The organism is Sporosarcina sp. FSL K6-6792 (genome assembly GCF_038004885.1).
GTDB lineage: Bacteria > Bacillota > Bacilli > Bacillales_A > Planococcaceae > Sporosarcina > Sporosarcina psychrophila.
Genome location: NZ_JBBOSA010000001.1, coordinates 2,213,140 through 2,232,458 on the forward strand (window position 1 = coordinate 2,213,140; position 19,319 = coordinate 2,232,458).

Genomic DNA, 19,319 nt, shown 5'->3' on the forward strand with positions numbered 1-19,319 from the left:
ATATAATTATTATTATAAAAGATCGATTAAAGGCCGCGGGTTATTTAACCTCCGGCCTTTCTTGTATTAAGGAGGGGAATATGGACAAGTTCTTTTCATTATATAGCCAAAGAGTCGAGATTCTTCGTCATCGAAATATGAATATACCAAATAGTAGTGAACAAAAAGAAATATTAAAAAGATACAGCTATTACAATATCATTAATGGCTATAAGGATCCTTTCTTGTTTCATGGTTCCAGTAAAGTAGAGAAATATAAGGATGGTACTCAATTATCAGAACTGGAAGCATTACTAACCTTTGATACGAATATAAGATTAATCTTTTTAAAAGAAATCTTGAAAATAGAAGAGATAATAAAAAATCAAATCGTACAATCTTTTTATACATATCACCTTGACCCAAAAAGTAACAACACTTCAACGCAGCAAAACAACTTACATAGGGACAGTGAATATTTGCGCAGTACATATTATACCCTAGATGCTTCTTATAGTGTTTATTCTATAAATAACTTTGGTATTGTTAGTACTAGCATTTCAAATAGTAAACCCAACGTCCAAAGTACAAAACTAGATCGACAAGCTGCATATAATAAATTCGTAAAGACTGCAAACCAAACAATACATCAACAAAAAAAGAATAAAAATCTGTCTATTACATCCTACCTAAATCAACATGGATACATTCCTATGTGGATATTGATGAACGTGTTGACACTAGGAAATGTAAGTCACTTATTCACTTTTCAAAAAGAAGCGATTCAACTACACATGATAAAATCATTGAAGTTGCATAGCAGTCCTAACACGAGCAATAATTTGACGATTTTAAACACAGCACGTTCCTTACAAATACTAAGTATCTTCAGAAATATCTGTGCTCATAATGAACGATTTTATAACACTCAAGTGAAAGTTCCTATTGACGATATATTCATGCAGTTCGGGTTAAAATTACCGCACTCCGTTGACCCATCTAGTAATAGACGTCTAAATAAGTCTAAGTCGAATCAAAGACTAAACGCACGTAGGGGTATATTCTCTCTGATTTTTGTAATATCACTCTTTCTTAGGAAAAATGATTTAAATCATTTTATAGAAGAGATACAAAAAGAATTTTTAGTGCTGGATGAAAAATTACATACAATATCTATAGTAGAGATCAAAAGACTGATGGGATTAAATTTTGAATGGATCGATTCAATAATGCACGATCATTAATAGTTTTCTGCACACATACCCAACCCCCATTAAACAGAAAAACCCTTAAACATTCTCAGGGGTTTTTTCCTAGCCAGTCGATATCTTGTTTACAACATTGCATTCTAGATAAAGGTAATTATCGTATATAATTTCTTCAAATATTAACAAGATTCATCTTCAAAGCAGATTCATCTTCTCCAACATTTCCTTTTTCGTAGGATTCGTATACAACAACGTCGTATGAATATTTGAATGTCCGGCTTGATTTGCCACCTCATGAATGCTCATGCCTTTTTCAATCGCATTTGAACAGAAAAAGTGTCGGAGATCATGTGGCGTAATAGCTTTTCCAATCTTGGCTGAATAAGTATTGAACAAACGATTCACAACAGTACGATCTAACCTTCTATTTCGGTTACTTGGAAAGAGGATTTCGCAATCTATACCCTTCTCTTTTCTTTCACGCAGCCAAGACTGTAAGGCAATCTTCACTTTCTCTCCCATAAAAACCGTTCTAGATTTATCGCCCTTCCCGTCTACAATAAGTATTTCACGGGACACCAAGTTAATATCAGTTACTTTTAAATTGAGTGTTTCTGAAATGCGTAATCCGCCATAAGCCAAAACTGTTACGATTGCATAATTTCTTGCTTTCCCACTATCCAGCACTAGTTGGCGAAACATTTCCGCATCCTGAAATTCAACTTTTGCAAGGGATGCATATTGTTGCTGAACTTTAACGAAATCACCTTTTTCAATAACTAAATCAGATTGTTTGTTGTCTTCAATTAAAAACTCATTGAATTTTACCAAACCACTTAATTTCGTGTTAATCGTTTTAGGTCCGACTGTTTGGATCGCTTTAAGATAAGATATATATTCCCGCATATTTTCCCGGTGCAACTTTGTGAATGAAACACCTTTTGATTCATCGAACCATTTTAAATATCCATTGACCGATTGACTATAACCTTTGATGGTATTTTCGCTAAGCCCACTTAAATTTAAATATTTCTGAAAAGCTTCCATCATAAATATCACCCCTATAAATTATGTTGCATTTATTTTTCATTATAAGTTATAAACTATGTTGCATTATAGGCTTAATCTTATCTAATTAAACACGAAAATACAACATAATTTATATTATGTTGTATCGTCAATTTGGTCTATTCTTATTGTGGATAAAAGGATCTGCATGACGACTAGTTTATAAAATTTCACTACTGAAGGAATTTAATAAATATATAAAAATTATAATACACTTGAATCTTTTTTGACTGAATCAAACAAGATTGCTTCATCGTATAGTTAATGCATATTGAAATCCACCCATTTTATAATTTTGGTCGTATATCCTCATAGGCAAATCTGCTTTAGGCATCCAAGCTCTCCCTATTTCTATGTTAACAGCTACTGGAGCAGCTGGAAAAACATGAATCTCATTATTTTGACCATGACGAAACTTAATGTCATTTAATAGTTTACGGAATATTTGTCTGAATTCACTTAGCTGGTGTTTGGATTTTAAGAAATCATTGTTTGGATTGTCAATTGTAAGTGTCCATATCGAAATATCCTCTCCCAATACGCTGACTATGCGATCATCAGTAACAGCCCCACTTAAAGAAATAATAAGTGCGATTTTATTTTTAATTTTCTCGGGTACTTTAACAATGTAGGTAAATTCTTCACATTCCGACCACTCCCAAGTTGGCTCTGGCTCCCTTTGCCGTTGAAACGTTTCCACAACCGGGATATCTGAGAATAGTTTTCCTAGCTTGATTAACAATGGTTGTGGTGCAATACCGAACAAAGAAAAATGCATTTCATTCTTGGATAAAATAGGTTCTACTTTTTCTTTAAATTGCTGTTGCAAGTTTTTAGTTTCAACTGTCCAAAAGAATTCGTCATTATCCTTAAACAAACTATTATCAAGATTTAAAGCAATCGGCTCTACTTGTGCTGGATATCTCTTCTCAACTTTTAAAGCAGGATAAACACTATTTTTATTTAAAGGAGAGCTATGATCTCCAATATTGGTACCAAACAAGACAACATGTGATTCTCTATCCGTATCCATTTCTGTTATGAGTTCAATTCGATTTTCATGTTCTTTTTTCATTTCCTGTAATAATTCTACTGGATGACCTTCAACCTCTTTTATATCAATTAATCTATGATGTGCATCACATAACAACATAATATTGCTAATATCTTTACCTAGTAATATAGATAATTTAACATCACCTCTTGGACCACTTGGTTTATCAGCGATAATATGAGCAATATAGGCACTATTAAATTCTGCTTTTGTAAGTTTATCTATCCATAGAGGTGTGTTGCATCCTCGATATTGACATCTCCCGGCTGCCTTTCCCCATAAACGGTATCTAACATCTTGTGGAATATAACTTACTGACATTTAAATCCCCCCTTTTCCAATGGTTTTTCTTAATAACTTAAATTAAGTGGAATTGCTTTTCCCACTCAGCCCGAGTTAATACCTTGCGCATTCTTAATACACGTTCAAAGTAATCACATTGTGAAACTCTTTTTTTACAACTACAAGGACAAACCATAATGTTAGCTAATTTTCTTTTACTACTTAATACTTTTAACATTTGATATACTTGCGAAGGATTCTTAAGATGAAAAAAGTCCTGAAAATCCAAAAATAAACCAGTTGCTCCATGTGCCAATTCCCCGAATGGGAAGCCACCTTTTTCTTTAATATTTATTGTAACTGCATATAAATAGGGCAAGATGCATTTTTCAAAAAAGTGATTAAAGTCTGGATTTCTTTTCAATAGTATTTTTAAGCGCAGTGGTGATCCTAAACAAAGAGACCCATCTGGGTTAATATGATTGGCAGGTGAGTTATGAATTGCACCTTTACTTTCAAAGACAATTGGTGGATTCTCTGGATAATTTAAAGGGATATGAATTAACAGTGAATAGTCTATATTAATTGTTCCAAAAGAATCATGACGCAATTGCCGACAAAGGTTCCCCTTTAAAATCATTGTGTTATTAACAATAGGTTGCATTCTAAACTCACCATACTGGGTTAAAAACTTATTAATTAAATTGAAATTCATTTATGAACACCAGGGTTTAGTAGTAGGAGTATTAATCACATGGATAGTTGGTGTCGAATCAACTTTATAACCAAATTCTTTTTCTAGGCGTTCGCTATTTATGTCTAATGAAAAGTTCTCGTTAAGAACGGAGCGAATTTCTTCTGTTTTTTCTTTTTCAAGTAACTTTTTAAAATCAAGATATGCTTGATTTAGCCAAATTTTAAAGTTTGCCTCTAAATTTAAATGACTAAATTCTGAGTTGGCCCAGCGGTCAGCAAAATCTTCTTCTGGTTTTACTGGATTTGGAACCCTTGGTTTTTGAGAATGAATATGTTGGGGCATCTTGCTTAATATATTTATAATTGCTACTTCTATATTTAATTCACCATCATAAGCTTTACTTGCCAACGTTGTAATAATAATTGAAATAGGTTTGCTGTCTTGATTTTCTTCAAACATATTATCTCGATGACGCTTCAGTAGTTGAATACAAAGTTGTAAAACAGTTTTTTGTTCATATTTGGGAACAGGCTCAATCAAATTTCTTGATTCAAAAAAACCTTGTTGTTTACTCTTCTGCATTTGCTTTTGGAACCATCTGACATAGCCCTGTGGATTACTGACATACCATTCATGAGTAATAGTAGAGTAATTTTCGTTCTCCATATCTGTAATATTAATTGCAAAATGTACTAAGTCTTGTTGAAAAGACTGTTCGTATCTATAAGCTTGAAATAATTGCGATTCGTAAATTGCTTTTCGTTCACCCTCTAATGGAACACAAGGCACAATATCTAAATGGAAGCTAATCTCATCTTTATATTCCAATCGCCAACATCGCCGCTTTTCATCTAAAGGCTTTTCTATACCTACACTGTTTCGATACAATTCTAGCTCATGTCCTACCAAATGTTTTAACTCTTTTTGAGTCCTAGAACTTTTATATTCTTCAATATTTAACTTACACCCCATATCTAAATCATATTCTTCATTCTCTTTTATTGGTCTAATGGTTGTCCCCAATGCAAATGACCCTTGTGAAAAGAAGTCAATTTTAACATCTTTTAAACTACTGTTCTCGCGACTAAACCAATTACTTAAAGAAATATATCTTTCTCTCGCCTTTTCATCTATACTCTTCGGTAAATCTAGCTGCGATACCATTTCTAATAAAACTTCCTTTACTTTTGCTGCCTGCATTCTTAAATATCCCCCTATATGTTGTACCTATAATTAAATTACGCGTCTATATATAGTGTACATTAGTATGATGTTGTTATCAAACTATTAAAAGTTAAAGGGTTTATAGTATTGATTATACTCTTGTCCCTGGCTACTAATTTTTGTATTTAAGTAACTCAAGATAAATTTTATAGTAAACCATTACCCTATGAAAAATAAGAATTTATTGAATCAAATAAAAATAACGGATAACCTGTGTTTTGGTTAATCCGTTATTTTTATTTAGAATGGTTATTTCATTGATACTTCTACTAAAGTTCATTTAGTCAATTAATCTTCACTTCTAAGATCCTTATATGCCACTTTTGCTACTGCATCCATAACAGCTTGATAAAAGGTCGAGTCTTGGAACAATTTTTCAAATGAATTCATTGACTTTTCATAGTTGTCTAAAGCACTTTTGTGAAAAAACTCCGGAAAAATACTTTGTTCGAAGATCTGGGCATCGTTATTTTTAGCAGATACTTTTAACTTTTTATCTTTCTTTACCGATTTGTACAAGGTTTCGACAATTATTCGTTCACCATCACTAAATGACCCTGGGAACTTCTCATTAATCTTTTGAATGATGACTTCAAGCAGCTCATCTTCTTCAACTGGTTTAATCCCCGTTCCTACGCTTTTTGGGTTCTCCAATACACTATCCACGGTATTAGGATTTAAAGTTATATCACCTTTAAACGTTTCTTCTAGCTTATAGTATTCTAACTTTAATTTATCCTCTATATTTATATCTGTTGTAGATAGTTTTGGAATAAATTTATCTAAATAGGAGGTGAAGACATACTCCTGGTGCAACCCCTTATCAAACATTCTCGCTACTTGAATGATGTATGAGTACCATTTATTAAAATTACGAAGGGATATTCTAAACTCATACTGTTCTTCATCTTTTAAGTCTGTATAACGCTCCAGAACCGGTTTTAAAAGACTGGTCATTTCGCCCAAATCCTTATCGCTTTGTTTCCCTTTTTTATAATAAATCTTCAAGAACTTGTCAATGTCCTGTTTATTATATAATTTGAAGTTATGGATTTTAGTTTGAATATCGTAAATCATATTCACATCAATTGCTTCATCCAGTGATGTGGATTCATAGTATGGTGCAAATGACTCCTTTATTTCTTCCGCCGTATTTATGAAATCCAGTATGAAGGTATCCTCTTTCCCCTCGTGTATGCGATTTAATCGCGATAGTGTTTGAACCGCTTTAACACCCGATAATTTTTTGTCTACAAACATTGTATGCAATAGAGGTTCATCGAATCCTGTTTGATACTTTTCAGCTACAATTAAAACATTAAAATCATCCTCGTGAAACTCGTTTCTTAATTGGTTTTCGGAAATGCTTTTGCCATCCTTCGTTTTATTCATACTTGTTTCACGATAATCGGTATCACCGTCATTTACGACACCGGAGAAAGCAATTAAAATATCAAGATCATCATAATTCTTCGCTTCAATATAGCGTTTGAATTCATGATAATAACGAACAGCATGCAATCGAGAAGCCGTAACTACCATAGCCTTGGCTTTTCCACTAATTTTATTTTTTGTTATATCACGAAACTGTTCAATCATAACAATCGTTTTTTGTTGCAAGTTATGTGCATGTAAAGATTGGAAACGACGAATGGCTTTAACTCCTTTAGTTGTTGGTATTTCTGGGTTATCCGGCGTTGCTTTCGCAATACGATATGATGTTTGGTATGTCATGTAGTTTTTTAGGACATCAAAGATAAAGCCTTCTTCAATAGCTTGTCTCATACTATAAATATGGAATGGATGAAACGTTCCGTCATCATGTTCGGTTCCAAACATTTCTAATGTCTTTTGCTTGGGTGTTGCTGTAAATGAAAAGAAACTCAAGTTTTCATGCCGACCATGGCTCAACAACTCTTTAACCAATTGGTCTTCTCCGTCTTCCAAGTTCTCTTCAGCTACTCCTTCGATTTCAGCATATTCTCTTAAAGCATCCTCCGTATTCGCTAAAGCGGTTCTTAACTTCTTGGCACTATCGCCTGTTTGTGATGAATGTGCTTCATCTACAATAATGGCAAATCTTCGATCGGTATTATCATTGATTTCATCATAAATAACCGGAAACTTTTGAAGGGTTGTAATGATAATTTTCTTCCCGTCATTGATAGCATCCCGAAGATCTTTTGAGGTCTTTTTATCTCCAATTGTTTCTACAAGCCCAAGGGTATGATCAAAACCCGATATTGTGGCCTGTAACTGGTTATCCAATACTCGTCTATCCGTGACAACGATAATTGATGTAAAAATATTTTTACCCAACGCATTATGTAAACTTGATAAACGATAAGATAGCCAAGCAATACTATTTGATTTTCCCGAACCTGCACTATGTTGAATTAAGTAGTTATCGCCACTTCCATTCACTCGTACATCCTCCACTAATTTCGTAACAACATCCAGTTGATGAAATCTAGGGAATATCAAACGACCCGTTTTAACATTTCCGTCCAAGTGCATGTATCGTTGTAAAATATCCAACAACGCATCTTTCTGAAGAACATTCTCCCATAGGTAAGATGTGGAATAGCCTTCAATATTTTGTGGATTTCCGGCTCCTCCAACATTTCCGGCTCCATGTGAACCCTGATTAAATGGTAAGAAAAACGTTTTGTTTCCATCTAATCTTGTAGTCATCCATGATTCATATAAATCTACCGCGAAGTAAACCAAAAAACGTGTGTTAAATTGGAAACAAACTTCACGTTCATTCCGATCATACATAAATTGTTTTTTTGCATTATCAACGGTTTGTCCTTTGATTTGATTTTTCAACTCTAACGCAACAATTGGAATCCCATTTAAGGACAGAACCATGTCAATCGAGTTGCGGTTCTCTGTCGAATAGTAAAATTGTCTTGTACAAGTTAGTCTATTAGCCTCATAGGCACTAATCACTTCAGGGTTACCTGAAGTTTCTGGACGAAAGGAAGCAATCATTAGTCTGGTTCCTCTATCGCTTATCCCGTTGCGTAATACGTGTAATAAACCATTCGCATTAATTTCTTGTGTTAACCGCGTAAACAGCTTGTTCGGTGCATCGGATTGGTAGGTTCTCACATACTTCTTCCATTCCTTTTTCTGTGTTTCCTTTATATAGCTTATTAATTCATCTATATCGATAGCTTTTTCTTTATCATAGTTTTCTTGGTTCCCTTTTGAATAACCACCTTCGGCGAGAAGATACGCTTCAATATCTTCCTCAAAGCGTTTTTCATTATCTTGCAGGATCGTCAATTAAAGAACCTCCTTTTTTCCCGTTACGTATTCGAAAATCAGGGAACTTTTATAGTTCTCAAGCTCGTTTATAAGTTTTCTCTTCTGTTCAATTAAGCTGTCAATGTGTGCGCATTTAGAATTAAGGAATAATACGATTTCATTTTGTTCTTCCAAACTTGGGACCGGTAAAACAAAGTTAATGAATTTATCTGTTTGTAATCTCCATCTACCTAAATTTGATACGCCCTGCCCCATTCCGTAAAAAATTTTATTGGAATAACACATTTGAAAAATATATTTATAATAATCAGCTGAATAATTACTGTCATTAATAAACTTAAAGACACGATAATCGGGACTTGTAACCCCTTCGAGTTTTGAGTGGTCAACCCAACCTGTCAATAAATCCATGTGGTTCATTACAAAGTCTCCAACGTTCACAAATTGATACTTACTATAGTCAGCGGAAATTTGTCCTTCATTTTTTGATATATCCCTAACTTTTAAACCCTTTTGTGTAACAGACAAAATTACATGGCCTTCTTCATTCGCTATTCTTTTCTCAACTTTAAAAATATATTTTGTTTTCATTGCGTTCCAGTGAACTGGAACCTTTCCAATCCAATCAACATCGGTCTCTTTCATATCAACTTTATGATTTAACCCTTTTGTGATCGCTTCAGTAATCACAGATTGTTTATACCTTTTAATTTCCTCGATAGAAACTTTAGTGTTTTTTATAATCGAATTAACTTGATATGTTTTTCCGTCGAGTAAATTAACGATTTTTCGTTGTTCTTCTATTCCTGGAATAGCAAATTTGTATTTATTGATGCTATTCGTGGAAATATTAGGTTGGGCCGTGCCACCTGCTAACAAATAAACATATTTAAGAAATTCCCCTGTACTCAAAACGTAATAAATAAATTTTGAATTTGTGGCCCTAATTATTCCAACACGTTGGTTTATAAAAGCATCTTCTACAGTATCGTTTACATAAACGATTTTTCCAACAGTACCACCACTCATCGCAATTAAAATATCTTCCTTTTTTATAGAATAATTTTTCAATATTTCGTAATCTATATTACAATAATTTGCATTTCGAAAATCGATACCATTAATGTTGAAATCACCAATCTTTATTACGGGATATTTCCCTTCCGTTAATAGATCGCTACTCTTAAATGCATACCCATTGATAAATGACATGAAGTTTTTCATTGGGGAAACCCTCCAGTGTTCAGGAATTTCCCCAATCCATTTAACCCTACTATCTTTCATTTTTCTATCCATTAGTTTTAACCTCCTGACCAGATAAAGCTTCAAAAGATTTCACAATGCCTTCTTCTAGTTCTTTGATTCTAAGGATTATTTCTTCTGTTCTTTCAGGTTTTTCATATTTGTAAAACAGACGAGTAAATGGTATTTCGTACCCCACTTTAGTCTTAGTCTTATCAATCCACGCTTGTGGATTAAACGGTTTTACTTCGCGCTCAAAGTACGTTTCGATATCTTCCGTTAATGGAATATCTTCGGTGTCCCTTAAACTTGGGTCGGGTCTTGGTTTATTTTTATTCATTATAATATTACGATTTTCATCTATCAACGGCGATTCAACAGTCACTCTATTAAAGCCGAAATCTTCATTGTTCATAATTATTGATTCAAGTGTTTTTTCTTCTAAAGTATATTCCTTATTTAAAAAGTCGCCATACGCTTGGATGATAATTTCACGACAATCTTGGGTAATATCATTACGTTTATCCCCAATAGCTTTACGACGTTTTTCAAACATGTTGGAAGCATCAATTAGTTGAACCTTCCCCCGCCGATGACTAGGTTTATCTTTTGAAATAATCCAAATATATGTTGATATTCCCGTGTTGTAGAATGAGTCCCCTGGTAATTGCACAATTGCATCCAACCAGTCACTTTCAATGATATAACGACGAATCTCACTTACTCCACTTCCGGCAGCCCCAGTAAATAAAGCTGAGCCATTATGAATAATCGCCATTTTTCCAGTATCTTTTAATTTCTTTATCCCATTCAACATGAACAATAATTGACCATCACCTACCCCTGGTAATCCAATACCAAACCGACCATTATCCCCAAGATCATGCTCTTTTTTGACTGCTATTCTTTCGGATTTCCAGTCAATTCCGAATGGGGGGTTACTGATGCAGTAATCAAATGTATATCCTTCAAAATGGTCTTCGGTCAGCGTATTTCCTTGTTTCATATTCTCCGGATTTCCACCTTTAATAATCATGTCAGCCTTAGCAATCGCATACGTCTGAGAATTTAACTCTTGCCCGAATGCCGTAACTTCTGCATCGGCATCTAATAACTTTAACCTTTCTTCCATCGCACCTAACATTTGTGAAGTCCCCATTGCTTGATCATAAACTGTCTTCACGACACCTTCTTCCATTAAGATATCCTTTTCTTCGGATAATAGAATATCTGTCATTAAGTAGATAATATCGCGGCTAGTAAAATGCGCTCCAGCTTCTTCGTTATAGCTTTCCGAAAATCTTTTTACCAAGTCTTCGAATACATATCCCATATCTGTACTTGTAATAGTATCCGCGCCCATATAGCCTTTAGCTGTGTTAAATTCCTGAATAACATGAAACAATTTTCCGCTTTTACCTAACTTTGTGATGTGTCTATCCATTTCAAAATTAGTTAATACATCTTGGACATTTTCTGAAAATCCGTTTAAATAGGCTCTAAAGTTTTCTTCGATATGCTCGGAGTCCGACAACAACGTATCAAATGTGTAATGACTGGTATTATAAAAAATGTGGCCTGATGCCCTTTGTAAAAATCCTTCCTTAACAGCAAAGGTTTCATACTTATCAAACGCCTCCATTACAGCATCTCGTGTTGGCAATAACGTGTCATGGAATCGTTTAATAACTGTCATAGGCAAGATTACTTCGCCGTATTCATGAGGTTTATATAAACCTCTTAAAATGTCAGCAATATTCCAAATTAAACTCGATTTTTCTTGAACATTAAAGTTTGTTTGCAGGTGTATAGCTTTTTCGCTCATTTTTAAATTTCCCCCTAGAATTTTTCCTTTTATTAGTGGCTCTTTATTTATTACCCTCTGCTATTTTACACATCTAATTAAACCAATAACTTTTGCAGGTCCTAACTTTTTCTTTTACTGTAACTAGTGAATAAAGAACACATACTTACTAAATGTTGAGTAAATGGTATATAGAATACTAAGATAATCAATTCATGCAATTGAGTAATAGTACAAAAGTGCATAGAAAACACCTTCATATCTGATTCACTTTGTATTGGGTTTATTGATTAATTCTATGCACAACTGAAAAAAACCTATTTCCCTCTATTATAGTATATATGAATGGTGTTCCTTTTGTATATTTGTATATAAACACCTATAAATAGTGCTTTATATAAAAACCTTTCTAACTTTTAATACAATTAGAATAATTGGATTACCTGTGATTCTAGGTATCCAAAAAATGATAAAATGTTAAGTTCTAAAAAAATTAAAGTTGAGAAGCATAGAATTATATATAAAAAATAAAAGAGCTGTTACATGTGATTAATTTAATCACATGTAACAGCTTGTTCTCTAAATAATAAATTACTAACACAATCTTATACCTTCTATCTTTACATATACCCTTTTTCTTTAAGCGATAAAAATTTATGATCACCAATAATCACGTGATCCAAAAGCTCCACCCCCATCACACTACCTGCTTCAGCCAATCTTTTCGTAACATCTATATCCTCAGGGGAGGGAGTTGGGTTATATCAATAGTAAAGTGGGAGAAATATTATGAAAGCAATCTCTTGGCTTTGACTACATGTCTTCAGAGTTAGCATAACTAAATTATAAAATTACCTTTTTTATGAAAGAATTAGTCAAAAAAGATAAGAAAAACTGTTTAACTTTATGGGGGCACTTCAAATGAGTGGTCGCCTTTTTATTTCGTTTACCCCTGTAAATTTAGTTTTCGGTGGGGATCATGTCGTTTTGCCTTTATTAGAACAGGAACTTGTACCAACTGGATGGATAAACGAAGTCTGGTCGTTCGCTGTAAAGATACTTCGCACTAGGAATTGTTGATTAACTAATTAATTTAGGTATTAACGATAGAAAACTACATTTCTGTATTTTTAACTTAAAATGATTTGTAAATCAAAAGAACTGGAGGTATAATTCGATTATACATATTCAAACATTTGAATATGTATAATCGAATTTGTCAAAGGAGGAAAATTGATTGTGGACAGATATACAACAATTTAAAGCTGATTTTTTTAAAGCCTTGGCACATCCACTAAGAATACGGATTCTTGAATTACTGTCAGAAGGAGAAAAGAGCGTTACAGAAATTCAAAGCACTCTTAATAGTGAAGGTTCCGCAGTTTCCCAACAACTAAGTGTATTACGCTCTAAAAATATTGTAGTTGGTATCAAAAATGGTAAACGAGTTGTTTATTCACTTCGCGACCCATCCATTATAAAACTTTTAATAGTTACACGAGAAATCTTCAATAATCATTTAATTGATACCCTTTCTATGTTAGAAGAATTAGATGAAGAAGATACACTTTCTAAATCATAGAATCGGAGTAATCAATGGAAATTTAAATAGATATAACTCCCTAAACAATCAATAATATACAATCAATTTACTATTTTAATCATTCATAGAAAAAGAAGGGGTATAATGAAAAGCTTTTTTACAGGAAGATTTGATGACTATTCAATACGGCATTTCCAAAAAGATCTTCTTTCAGGCGTTATTGTAGGGGTAATTGCTATACCATTAGCTATGGCATTTGCTATTGCATCAGGTGTGAAACCAGAATACGGGATTTACACAGCATGTATTGCTGGTATCTTAATTTCTTTATTTGGTGGATCGAAATATCAAATTGGAGGACCTACTGGTGCTTTCGTACCTATTCTTTTTGGGATTGTCATAGCTTATGGATATACAGATTTATTACTTGCTGGTTTTTTAGCCGGTATTATCTTGTGTTTAATGGCGATTTTTAAAATAGGTTCTTTGATTAAATTCATCCCTCGTCCTGTCACAATTGGTTTTACTTCAGGGATTGCCATTATTATTTTCACAGGGCAAATTGAAAATTTCTTTGGACTGACAGGGCTTGAAAAACATGAGAAGTTCATTGACAACATGAAGGAAATTATCTTTCATATTGATACAATGAATTTTTATAGTATAGGAATTGCCATATTGTGTCTTTTCGTCATTTTACTCACACCGAAATTATTGCCGAAAGTTCCTGGATCACTAATTGGTTTAATCGTAACAACAATAATAGCAACAGTATTCTTTTCAGGCAATATTTCAACTATAGGCTCCACCTTTGGAGAAATTCCAAGCCAACTCCCTCATTTTCGCTTTCCCGATATAACATGGGAAAGAATACAGCGTTTAATAGTACCTGCATTTGTAATTGCTATATTGGGAGGAATTGAATCTCTCTTATCCGCTGTAGTAGCAGATGGGATGACGAATAGTAAACACAATAGTAATCGTGAATTAATGGGCCAAGGAATTGCAAATATCATTACTCCTTTATTTGGAGGAATTCCAGCTACAGGTGCAATTGCACGAACAGCGACAAATATTAAATCTGGTGCTACTTCTCCTATGTCAGGGATTATTCATGGGATTTTTGTTTTATTAACCCTCTTAATATTAGCACCCTATGCTTCACTTATTCCGTTAGCTAGTATGGCGCCTGTTTTAATGATAGTGGCTTGGAATATGAGTGAAAGAAAACAGTTTCTTCATGTGTTGAAAATGAAAAGTGGCGATTCTCTTATTTTATTGGTTACATTTCTTTTAACTGTCTTCACCAGTATTACGATAGCAGTTATGGTTGGTCTCATCTTAGCTGTCGTTTTATTCGCAAAACGCATGAGTAATATGTTGGTTGTTTCCAAAGTGTTACCAGACCACACTCATAAGAATGAAATTGTTCAATCCCATGTAGTTAACGAAGCTCATAACTGCCCACAAATTAGCATTTATACAATTGAAGGGCCACTTTTTTTTGGTGCTGCACAAGTGTTTGAACAACGCATAATGGATACAATTCATTATGAACCTACTGTCTTGATTTTACGTATGGGGAAAGTACCGTTCATCGATTCGACAGGTGAAGCGAATTTGAAGAATATTGTCAATTATTATAAAAAACAAGGTGGAATTCTTGTGCTTTCAGGTATAGTTGATGATTTGAAAAAGTCATTGAAAAAGTCTGGTCTTTATGATGAAATTGGTGAAAAGTATATATTTAGTCGTACAGGCGAAGCCATTGACTATTCCATCTCAGAAATTAACCATAATAAATGTTTAGGATGTAAGCATTTCGCTTTTCATGAATGCAATCAACTTTCACATACAGGAAATCTCGATAAAAAGGAGTCTAAATTACTAGAAATATAAAAAATAAAAGATAACTAAAAAGGATGGATATAAAATGGGACTAAACAACGCACTCAAATTACATTTTAATATAACACCTAGTCAACTAATAAAAATCGCTATCAAGCGTAAAGAGGTTCAACTTTCTTCTGGTGGCGCGATAGTAGCGAAAACAGGTAAATATACAGGCCGTTCACCTAAAGATAAATTTATTGTTAAAGAACTTGCCTCTGAACTTGCAATTGATTGGAAAACAAATCAACAAATGACGTCAGCAAATTTTGATCTTCTTTTAAAGGATGTTTCTAATTATCTAGAAGAAAAAGAACTATTTGTATTTGATGGGTTCGCTGGAGCCGATCAAGCATATCGTCTACCTATTCGAATCATTAACGAGTATGCTTGGCATAATTTATTTGCTCATCAATTATTTATTCGTCCAACAAAAGAAGAGTTAGCTGTACACAAAGAAGATTTCACTGTAATCTGCGTTCCTAATTTTGAAGCTACACCTTCCATTCATGGAACAAATTCCGAAACTTTTATTGTGATTAATTTCGATAAAAAAATCGTATTGATTGGAGGAACACAGTACGCAGGAGAGATTAAAAAATCGATTTTTACTATAATGAATTATCTTTTACCAATTAATGATGTTCTTTCTATGCATTGTTCTGCAAATAAAGGATTAAATGAAGATGTTGCTTTATTTTTTGGTTTATCAGGTACGGGAAAGACCACTCTCTCAGCAGATGCTAATCGTATGTTAATTGGTGATGATGAACATGGTTGGTCAGACAAAGGTGTATTTAATATTGAAGGTGGTTGTTACGCAAAATGCATCAACTTATCAGAGGAAAAAGAACCAGAAATATTTCGCGCGATTACTTATGGATCTGTTTTAGAAAATGTCATAATCGATCCTCATACACATTTGGCAGATTATAATGATTGTAGTTTAACAGAAAACACACGAGCAGCTTATCCGATCCATAACATTCCGCATGCTCTTAATCCGAGTACGGCAGGACATCCAAATGTTATTTTCTTTTTAACAGCAGATGCGTTCGGTGTTTTACCACCCATTTCTAAATTATCAAAAGAACATGCCATGTATTATTTTCTTTCAGGTTATACCAGTAAATTAGCTGGAACTGAAAGGGGCATAACAGAACCAGAAGCAACATTTTCAACCTGTTTTGGTGCACCATTCTTGCCATTATCACCTAGAGTTTATGCTGAAATGCTTCGAGAGAAAATTCGGAAACATGACGTGGATGTTTATTTAATTAATACAGGTTGGTCAGGAGGCCCTTATGGAATAGGCGAACGTATTTCCCTTTCCCATACTCGAGCGATGGTTACAGCAGCTATTGAAGGTCAATTAGCACATACAGAATTTGAAATGGAACGGAGTTTTGGTCTTAACATACCTAAAAGTTGTCCTAATGTACCATCTGAAATTCTTAACCCCCGCAATACATGGAAAGATAAAGAGGCTTATGATATCCAAGCAACAAAATTAACAAATCTATTTCGGGAAAATTTCGAGAAGTTTTTATAAAAATCATAAAATAAAGGGTAAGTGGAGAAAAACGAGTCGTTTTTCTCCACTTACTTTTGTATATTTTGATTTTTCCCCAAGGGAATGTTATCTATCCAGTAACATTAGCTGTAGTCTAACCATAGAAGATCTTCGGGAATGCCTTGCTCCATATTTAACAGAGTGCTTTTCTTGTTTTAATTTGCAATGTACTATTTTATCTTATTCAACAAGACCTCTAAAACAACTTGCCATGTAATTTTTGAACTTGATCCCTTAATTGTTTGTTTTCTTCTTCTAGTGCCTTTATTCGGATTTTTAATGTCTTAATTAAACTATCTTCTGAACGAAGGTTTTTACTCTGTTTACGGGGAACTAATTCACTTATTTGCATCCCTCTTAATGTCTCTATTCTAGTTCTAATGTCTTTTTGTTTGTACAGCCATGACTTTGAAACACTTGCTTTTTGTGCAACGGAATTAAAATTAATCTTCTCTTTTTTCAGTGCCATCTCTGAAATTGTCTTTTCAACCCTAATTCTTGTCTTCTCCGACTTTTCTTTGGATAGTTGAATTATGGCAGTTGTGTTACTCTTTCTAGTCATCTTAATTCGTCTCCTTTAACGAATGAATAATTTGCTCTAATCTATTTTTAACACGTTCGTTAGTTTCAACCTGACGCTGCCATTGGTTCTGTTTAGCCCTATTTAATATTTCTTTAGTTCGGTCTAAGTGCTCTTCATGTTCATTTAGAAATTGTTTACTTGTACAGAAGTTCGTACAATCTAAACAAGCATTTGCGTGAGGACACGGTCCCGCAATTACTGGTAAACGACAATAGCCATTAGGAAGTGCTTGTGCATTGATATTTTTTTTAAACCATTGAAGATCTGTATTGTCAGCTTCAGTATTTTCTTCGGTTAAATCCAGAATGCTACCGCTATTCGTCACCAAAGTTTCCTTAAACTTTATGAACTCTTTCTTTAGAGTTTCATCAAAAATATGGGCATATCTTGCAGTCATTTCTGGTGATTCATGCCCTAAGAATTTTTGAACAATATGCTGTGGCACTCCGTTGTTTATCATTCTAGTGCCAACTGTATGCCGAAAGGCATGAGCATGAAATCGGAAAATCTCTCCTTTATTATCCGTTATCTTTTCTTCATAAGCTAATTTATTTAATTTAACTCTAAAGGTATCTTGCTTCAATGGAGAACCATCTTTCCGTGGAAATACATATACACATCCATCGTCAAGTTCATAAGCCACTCTTTGCTCTTGAACCAATATCAATGCAGCAATTTCTTTAGAAATAGGAATGGTATGTTCTTTCTTCATTTTCCACTGATAATACTTTAAAAAGCAATCCCCTTCTTTATCTGTTATGACACTCCCTTTTTTCAATGTACAAAGTTCACCGATACGCATTCCGCATTCTTGAAGTACCATAACCATTGCAGCCATATAAGGTTCCAATTTATCCAATTTAACATTTAATTGTTCAAGGACATGTTCATCTATATAACGTGGTTGTGCCTTCGGCACTTTAGGATAATCTTCTCGAAAGATAAGGATTTGGGAAGGCGAATCCTTCCAATCAAACCTTTGAAGTGTAGAGAAAAAAACTTCTAAAGTAGATATTCGTCCAGTCGCAGTACTAGGTTTTAAACCTTTTAAATTAATTTCATTTAAATATTGCTCAACTTCATTCCTAGTTAATTGATGAATCCTTCGTATGCCTTCACAATTTGTATTTATAAAATTAAAAAACTCTCTTAATTTTGACGCCATATCAACTACATGGGAAAAGCTACGTGTATTTAACATTAACTTACAATATCGCTTGACGATTTCTTTAAAATAATCATTTTCAAAACCCTTGAAATTGATTGTATATTCGTAGGACGTTGGATTTATCTTATCTTCCGGCAATGAAAGTTTTCTTAGATCCCAAACATCTTTATCCCATTCTTCACCATCAAAATAGAAATCCTCATAGAACTCCATAAACTGTTTTAAATTAGTAACGTAGTAGGAGTTCGCTTGCACAGAAATTTTATTTTGATTTATATCAAGCTTGTAATTTTTAGTCGTAGATTTTATTCCTTGTTCTACTAAGTAAGTTCGGTATTCCGTCAAAGCTTTTACTATAGGTACTTCAGTTATAGAGGTAATATCGGGATATTTTAAATTTAAAAACCCCAACATTCGACTTATCACTGTTCCTTTTCTAATCCAAACAGTTTTTGCACTCCAAGTTCCATTATTTAAGAGAACATAATAAAAGTATTTTAATTCTGTTTTTAACCAGATGTTTTCTACTTTATCAAAATTTACCCAACGATTTCTTAACGAAGGATTCTTACTTAACTCTATCGCACTAGGATGTGGGCAAATTCTTATATCCCATCTATCTGCTGCCCAAAACCCTTGTAAGACACTAGTCATATCCGCTATTTTTTTATTAATCTCTGTGTTAGTGACGAGCTTTCGATTTGTTGCAACGCTTGGAAATTTCATTT

13 protein-coding genes and 1 pseudogene are annotated in these 19,319 nt (G+C 33.7%); 4 read left to right on the forward strand and 10 right to left on the reverse strand.

The features are described 5' to 3' along the window. Positions 1 to 80 precede the first annotated feature (80 nt). Positions 81 to 1,223: an Abi family protein gene (locus tag MKZ26_RS10760; protein ID WP_340766187.1), complete on the forward strand. Its 1,143-nt coding sequence runs from the start codon at positions 81 to 83 to the stop codon at positions 1,221 to 1,223. Positions 1,224 to 1,382: 159 nt separating this feature from the next. Here the strand turns inward: MKZ26_RS10760 and MKZ26_RS10765 are convergent, their stop codons facing one another. The 8 genes and pseudogenes from MKZ26_RS10765 to MKZ26_RS10800 all read right to left on the reverse strand — a co-directional run. After that, positions 1,383 to 2,237: a tyrosine-type recombinase/integrase gene (locus tag MKZ26_RS10765; protein WP_340766188.1), complete on the reverse strand. Its 855-nt coding sequence runs from the start codon at positions 2,235 to 2,237 to the stop codon at positions 1,383 to 1,385. 268 nt (positions 2,238 to 2,505) lie between these two features. Next, positions 2,506 to 3,630, reverse strand: coding sequence for an SAVED domain-containing protein (locus MKZ26_RS10770; protein WP_340766189.1), 1,125 nt, complete (start codon positions 3,628 to 3,630; stop codon positions 2,506 to 2,508). A gap of 37 nt (positions 3,631 to 3,667) precedes the next feature. Continuing rightward, on the reverse strand, positions 3,668 to 4,306 hold the full coding sequence (locus tag MKZ26_RS10775) for a hypothetical protein (RefSeq protein WP_340766190.1): 639 nt from the start codon (positions 4,304 to 4,306) through the stop codon (positions 3,668 to 3,670). After that, positions 4,307 to 5,488, reverse strand: a complete 1,182-nt coding sequence (locus MKZ26_RS10780; protein ID WP_340766191.1) for a nucleotidyltransferase domain-containing protein — start codon at positions 5,486 to 5,488, stop codon at positions 4,307 to 4,309. A gap of 312 nt (positions 5,489 to 5,800) precedes the next feature. After that, on the reverse strand, positions 5,801 to 8,800 hold the full coding sequence (locus MKZ26_RS10785; protein ID WP_340767641.1) for a type I restriction endonuclease subunit R: 3,000 nt from the start codon (positions 8,798 to 8,800) through the stop codon (positions 5,801 to 5,803). 6 nt (positions 8,801 to 8,806) lie between these two features. Continuing rightward, positions 8,807 to 10,084 carry a restriction endonuclease subunit S gene (locus MKZ26_RS10790; RefSeq protein WP_340766192.1) on the reverse strand — a complete coding sequence of 426 codons (1,278 nt, stop codon included), beginning with the start codon at positions 10,082 to 10,084 and terminating at the stop codon, positions 8,807 to 8,809. Next, positions 10,077 to 11,855 (reverse strand): type I restriction-modification system subunit M, encoded by a 1,779-nt coding sequence (locus tag MKZ26_RS10795; protein WP_340766193.1) that lies wholly within the window; start codon positions 11,853 to 11,855, stop codon positions 10,077 to 10,079. Before MKZ26_RS10795 ends, MKZ26_RS10790 begins: the two co-directional genes overlap by 8 nt. Positions 11,856 to 12,454: 599 nt before the next feature. Next, positions 12,455 to 12,595 (reverse strand): annotated as a pseudogene (locus MKZ26_RS10800) (JAB domain-containing protein); the annotation flags it as partial. A gap of 476 nt (positions 12,596 to 13,071) precedes the next feature. Between MKZ26_RS10800 and MKZ26_RS10805 the strand changes: the two are divergent. The 3 genes from MKZ26_RS10805 to pckA all read left to right on the forward strand — a co-directional run bounded on the left by MKZ26_RS10805 (position 13,072) and on the right by pckA (position 16,819). Further along, positions 13,072 to 13,416, forward strand: coding sequence for an ArsR/SmtB family transcription factor (locus MKZ26_RS10805; RefSeq protein WP_340758911.1), 345 nt, complete (start codon positions 13,072 to 13,074; stop codon positions 13,414 to 13,416). 105 nt (positions 13,417 to 13,521) lie between these two features. Further along, on the forward strand, positions 13,522 to 15,276 hold the full coding sequence (locus MKZ26_RS10810) for a SulP family inorganic anion transporter (RefSeq protein WP_340758912.1): 1,755 nt from the start codon (positions 13,522 to 13,524) through the stop codon (positions 15,274 to 15,276). Between the two features lie 34 nt (positions 15,277 to 15,310). Continuing rightward, positions 15,311 to 16,819 (forward strand): phosphoenolpyruvate carboxykinase (ATP), encoded by a 1,509-nt coding sequence (pckA, locus tag MKZ26_RS10815; protein ID WP_340758913.1) that lies wholly within the window; start codon positions 15,311 to 15,313, stop codon positions 16,817 to 16,819. Between the two features lie 217 nt (positions 16,820 to 17,036). Here the strand turns inward: pckA and MKZ26_RS10820 are convergent, their stop codons facing one another. Both MKZ26_RS10820 and MKZ26_RS10825 read right to left on the reverse strand, forming a co-directional pair. Beyond that, positions 17,037 to 17,402 carry a DUF6262 family protein gene (locus tag MKZ26_RS10820; RefSeq protein WP_340758914.1) on the reverse strand — a complete coding sequence of 122 codons (366 nt, stop codon included), beginning with the start codon at positions 17,400 to 17,402 and terminating at the stop codon, positions 17,037 to 17,039. A 1-nt stretch (position 17,403) separates the two neighbouring features. Then, a complete protein-coding gene (locus MKZ26_RS10825; RefSeq protein ID WP_340758915.1) occupies positions 17,404 to 19,317 on the reverse strand; it encodes a tyrosine-type recombinase/integrase in 1,914 nt (637 codons plus the stop codon). Positions 19,318 to 19,319: the final 2 nt, after the last annotated feature.

Excerpts from the sequence above, each read along its gene's own strand:
- MKZ26_RS10770 (WP_340766189.1), bottom strand. The coding sequence starts at position 3,630 with ATGTCAGTAAGTTATATTCCACAAGATGTTAGATACCGTTTATGGGGA.
- MKZ26_RS10780 (WP_340766191.1), bottom strand. The coding sequence starts at position 5,488 with ATGCAGGCAGCAAAAGTAAAGGAAGTTTTATTAGAAATGGTATCGCAG.
- MKZ26_RS10825 (WP_340758915.1), bottom strand. The coding sequence starts at position 19,317 with ATGAAATTTCCAAGCGTTGCAACAAATCGAAAGCTCGTCACTAACACA.
- MKZ26_RS10760 (WP_340766187.1), top strand. The coding sequence starts at position 81 with ATGGACAAGTTCTTTTCATTATATAGCCAAAGAGTCGAGATTCTTCGT.
- MKZ26_RS10790 (WP_340766192.1), bottom strand. The coding sequence starts at position 10,084 with ATGGATAGAAAAATGAAAGATAGTAGGGTTAAATGGATTGGGGAAATT.
- pckA (WP_340758913.1), top strand. The coding sequence starts at position 15,311 with ATGGGACTAAACAACGCACTCAAATTACATTTTAATATAACACCTAGT.
- MKZ26_RS10810 (WP_340758912.1), top strand. The coding sequence starts at position 13,522 with ATGAAAAGCTTTTTTACAGGAAGATTTGATGACTATTCAATACGGCAT.
- MKZ26_RS10765 (WP_340766188.1), bottom strand. The coding sequence starts at position 2,237 with ATGATGGAAGCTTTTCAGAAATATTTAAATTTAAGTGGGCTTAGCGAA.
- MKZ26_RS10820 (WP_340758914.1), bottom strand. The coding sequence starts at position 17,402 with ATGACTAGAAAGAGTAACACAACTGCCATAATTCAACTATCCAAAGAA.
- MKZ26_RS10795 (WP_340766193.1), bottom strand. The coding sequence starts at position 11,855 with ATGAGCGAAAAAGCTATACACCTGCAAACAAACTTTAATGTTCAAGAA.
- MKZ26_RS10775 (WP_340766190.1), bottom strand. The coding sequence starts at position 4,306 with ATGAATTTCAATTTAATTAATAAGTTTTTAACCCAGTATGGTGAGTTT.